Genomic DNA, 3,880 nt, shown 5'->3' on the forward strand with positions numbered 1-3,880 from the left:
TCTGACAGTAGCGCTGGATTAGTGACTAGATTTCTTACACCATGAGCGTGATCTTCCTTGAAGATGTTACCCTCACACCACTTGCCTACAGTGTTAATATTCACTTTAGCTACTTTAGGACGGACACTCCAAGAGACTTGGAATGGTGAGCCTATTTCATTATAACCAGGGCCTGTTGTTGAGCCATTATACTGAATTGGATCACCGGTATTATTTGGAATATTAACCGCTTGATGAAAACCTTGTTTTATTTCTGATGCAGTGAGCGCTGTAAAATCGAGTGCTTTATCGTCATTGACTAACACAAACACTTGAGTTTCGACTCGCAGTTGCGGGTTATTTATCGCATCATTTAAACAAGCACCTAATGTTGGACCAGGCGCGACTTGTGCACTTGAATGGACATAATGTACTTCAATAGTATCTCCGACCGTTAAAGCGCCATGTTCACTTGGGCAAATAGCATTTTTAGTTGGCATTAATTCGGCTTTGGTCAGTTTACCTGAATATTTAAAACCTGATTGGAAACCTTTACCATCGCCATTACCTGCATAAGTGGTGAACTCTCCACCTGAGTGTTCAGCATTTTTATGAAAATGAATATTACATAAATTCATTTTAGTGAAAGAAGGGGCTTGAGAAAATTGTATTGGATTAGTACCGACAAGTGAGTTTACATCTCGAGGTGACTGAGGTCCAAAACCCTCACCTTTAGTGCTAGTGGCAAGATTTGCTCTTTGTTCTGCGACCACGCTATCAGCGACGGTTGCATGATGTTCGGAGAGGTTATCTTTAGCTATGGCATTGGTTGGTAACGATAATATTGCAATGCTTAGTAATAGTTTGTTGTTCATTTTTATGGCCTATAACCTTGTGAATATAGTTGAAACATAATCTTAGTATGTGAGCAGTTTGTTATCAAAGTTCCCGTGCCGATAAACCATAACAGCAGCAAATATTATCAAGATTGAATCGGCGTTAGCCTGTAGTCAGTATTTGGTAATTATCTGCTTTGATGTTTAGTTGATTTCCCCCAAGGCTCAAACGCGACAGCCCCCAATTTTATTGCAAATGAATTATCTAACTAATAATAACGTATTTGCGTTGTCCGCTAAGGATTTCTAGATTGTGTTAGTAGCCATTGAGAGTTAAATGTTTAAAGATTTAATAGGGGTATCGTCATGTTTATAATTAGGTTTTTTCCAAATCCAAATAGCCAGTACCAACAATAGTATGGTCATGCCAGAAAGCGAAAATAACATAACCGTTTCAAATCCAAATTGTTGCCACAATTGGCCAACCATAATGGCTCCAAGTGAACTTGTTAATGCAACACCACCATAGAAGATGCCATAAACAAAAGCTTTGCTAATAGCATATTGAGATATGTAGGCTCTGATTGTGTTAAGTGACATAACGGTAAACAATCCCAATAGAATAAAACACAGCCATAAATATTCATACCATAAGGCGATGATGGATAGGGTGCCGAAGAAAAAGGCAATTAACAGCATTTTATGGTTGCCAATTTTGTCCGTTATGACACCACTATAATAACTAAATAAGGCTTGGGTTAGCGTCAGTGCAATGATAAATAAAGGAATAATTGAAACAGAATAACCTGCTTGTTTAACTTTAATGATCAGAAACTGATCACTCAATATAAAAAATAGTGCAGCAAAATAAATGATAATCAAAGGTAATAAGCGCATGTCTTGTTGATTGATTACCGCTTTACGTTTCTCATCTTTGGCTTTAATTGAAACAGGAATATCTTTAACTAAAAATAACGCAATTGCAGTGGCAATAAGACCAGGGATCAACGTGGCGGCGAATATTAGCTGAATGCTGTCTTTATCCAGTGTAAACGACGTGAGGATGAGGAAAATACAGATAGTGCCGCCAAGTTCACCTGCGATATCCATAGTTTTGTGAAAGCCGAAGGTTTTGCCAGAGCTATTTACTTCACTGTAGGCGCTGATTAATGTATCTTTTGGGGCACTGCGGACGGCTTTCCCCATACGCTCCACGCCACGGATTATTGCTACTCCTAGGTAACCCTGCGTCAATGCCAACATTGGCTTGGTGAGTGCGGAGATTAAATAACCGCTTACGACCAAAGGTTTGACTAGCGTAAAACGGTCACTTAGATAACCAAACAATATTCTGAAAAAATAAGAGATAAAGCTTGCCGCAGCGATAATAATGCCCAGTTTGTCGACGCCTTCGTTGAGGATATAAACAACATATAAAGGCAGTAGAGTTGTGACCATAGACGAAGCGAAATCAGTAAAAAAACTGACCCACCCGAGATAAATGATGTTGTTGTTCATATGCTGCATAGTGTTGAATTATCAGCCTCGTGATGTGTCAGATAAGTTTAATATACCTACCTTGACCTACAAGAAATCAAAGAAACAATAAATCACTTGCGATCAATATTCCTTGAATAGAGCAACAATCGTTAATGGCTTTAGATTATTACCATTACCATTACTACTATCACTACCACTACCATTATTAATTAGTGTAGTAGGCCATTTTATTGATTCAAATATAGCACTATGTATGGGATTGAAATACAGATAAACAACGATTGAAAAACGTGAATAGATGAGTACGAAAAATAGACGAAATTGTATAAGGAAATGATGTCATTGATCAATAAACAGGATAAAAAAAGGTTTTAAGATGAAGTTAGTGAGCAGTATGTTTTAACTGATTCTGGATGTGAATTATCCACAAATAGAAGGAAAATCCCATGTTGCAATTTATACCTGTATTCGATGGCAATACCATTGCTGTGCGAGCTTCTGGACAAATAACTCTTGAAGATTACCAGCAATTCTTACCCCAACTCGAAACGCAAATTAAACGATTAGGCAAAATCTCATTACTTTTTGAGTTTGATAATTTTTCCGGCTGGGATTTAGATGCCGCAATAGATGATATTAAGTTTGGTATGAAACACCTTAGTGATTTTGAGCGCATTGCGATGGTTGGCGATAAGTCATGGGAACATTGGATGGCATTAATCGCGAAGCCTTTTTTAATATCTAGTGAAGTGCGTTATTTTAACCGAGAAAATCTGCAACAAGCTTGGGACTGGTTACGTGAAAAACAAGAGTTTGAAAAAGCGGTAGAACAATTGCAACCCTATCAAAACATTGTGGTTGCGGTGGATTTCTCCCTGTATTCAAAGCATGCATGTAAACGCGCAATAGAATTAGCTAACTACTATCAAGCTTCGTTAACATTACTCAATGTTGTTCCAGAAGTACTCGCTTATACACTCTATGGTGATCCAGTGGGCTACAACGTTGTTGATCTAGATATCATCAAAGATCAAAACAAAAAAGGTATTGATGCTGCTCAGTTTCAGATGAAAGCGTTTGTAAAAGATTTGGATACTGATTTCCCCATTGAGACCAAAGTGATTTGCGGTGAGATAAATTATGGTGTTGTATCTTTTTTGGAAGCACAACATGTTGATTTAGCCATTTTTGGGGCAAAAAAGAAAAAAGGCATAAACAAGTTATTGGGCTCTGTGCCGCATTATGTTCAAAATCATAGTCGTTGTGAAATATTAATCGTTCCGGTTCAAGAGCCTGTGCTTTAACTTATTATGGCTAAGGTATATTGATATGTCCGATGTACAAAATATAGAAATTGAACGCTACCATGACCAGATCACCGAAGATGTTCGTCAAGTCGTAGAACGATATCGCGAAATTATGGCTTGGGATGTCCCTGATAATGACACAGTGGAAGCTGACAGGCTTATCTTTCAAGCCATTCATGCTGCCGTTGTTGAAATTGAGACAAGCTCAATAAAAGTTTGACGTCATGAACATAGCCGTAATATAACAGCAGATGCTGC

At 38.0% G+C, this 3,880-nt stretch carries 4 protein-coding genes; 2 read left to right on the forward strand and 2 right to left on the reverse strand.

Annotation, left to right across the window (positions count from 1 at the left end):
* Both H5202_RS18850 and H5202_RS18855 read right to left on the reverse strand, forming a co-directional pair.
* Positions 1-854: delta-class carbonic anhydrase (locus H5202_RS18850; protein WP_182773417.1), on the reverse strand; the 854-nt coding region annotated here is incomplete at its 3' end.
* A gap of 294 nt (positions 855-1,148) precedes the next feature.
* Entirely contained in the window at positions 1,149-2,333 is a 1,185-nt protein-coding gene (locus tag H5202_RS18855) for an MFS transporter (RefSeq protein WP_259397385.1), read from the reverse strand.
* 428 nt (positions 2,334-2,761) lie between these two features.
* Between H5202_RS18855 and H5202_RS18860 the strand changes: the two genes are divergently transcribed.
* Positions 2,762-3,619 (forward strand): STAS/SEC14 domain-containing protein, encoded by an 858-nt coding sequence (locus tag H5202_RS18860; protein ID WP_182773419.1) that lies wholly within the window; start codon positions 2,762-2,764, stop codon positions 3,617-3,619.
* Positions 3,620-3,644: 25 nt separating this feature from the next.
* Positions 3,645-3,842, forward strand: coding sequence for a hypothetical protein (locus H5202_RS18865; protein ID WP_182773420.1), 198 nt, complete (start codon positions 3,645-3,647; stop codon positions 3,840-3,842).
* Positions 3,843-3,880 lie beyond the last annotated feature (38 nt).

The sequence above is a fragment of the Shewanella sp. SG41-4 genome (assembly GCF_014164505.1).
In the GTDB taxonomy this organism is placed as follows: domain Bacteria; phylum Pseudomonadota; class Gammaproteobacteria; order Enterobacterales; family Shewanellaceae; genus Shewanella.